The organism is Acidovorax sp. GW823-FHT02H02 (assembly GCF_058797075.1).
Window position 1 is genome coordinate 1 of record NZ_JBXAJH010000051.1, and the last position, 626, is coordinate 626.

The 626-nt window shown below is 62.9% G+C and carries 1 protein-coding gene; it reads left to right on the forward strand.

The window, feature by feature from the left end:
- On the forward strand, window positions 1-601 hold a 601-nt coding region (gene istB / locus AC1RDS_RS20990), incomplete at its 5' end, for an IS21-like element helper ATPase IstB (RefSeq protein ID WP_492227366.1).
- Window positions 602-626 lie beyond the last annotated feature (25 nt).

A 626-nucleotide genomic window follows, 5' to 3' on the forward strand; every position in this document is an offset into this window, starting at 1 on the left:
GAAGTTCCCCGTGCACCGCGACCTGGCGGGCTTCGACTTCGAATGCTCGCCCGTGGACAAAAAGCTCATCGAGCAGTTGGCCAGCATGGCGTTCACCGAGCAGGCGCACAACGTGGTGCTAGTGGGTGGCCCCGGCACGGGCAAGACGCATCTGGCCACGGCCATCGGCGTGGCGGGCATCACGCGCCATGGCTCACGCGTGCGGTTTTACTCCACGGTGGATCTGGTCAACGCACTGGAGCAGGAGAAGGCCCAAGGCAAGGCAGGCCGCATCGCAGCGAGCTTGCAGCGCATGGACCTGGTCATCCTTGATGAGCTGGGCTACCTGCCCTTCAGCCAGGCAGGCGGCGCCTTGCTGTTCCACCTGCTGAGCAAGCTCTACGAGCAGACCAGCGTGATGATCACCACCAACCTGGACTTCAAGGAATGGTCCAGCGTGTTCGGCGACGCCAAGATGACCACGGCACTGCTGGATCGACTCACGCACCACTGCCACATCGTCGAGACGGGCAACGAGTCCCACAGGTTCATGCACAGCACAGCCGTGGCCAAGAAACGCATCAAGGCACGCGAACAGGCCAAGAAGGCTGAGCCGTTCTGAGCGGTTCAAGGGCAAGCCGCTACGG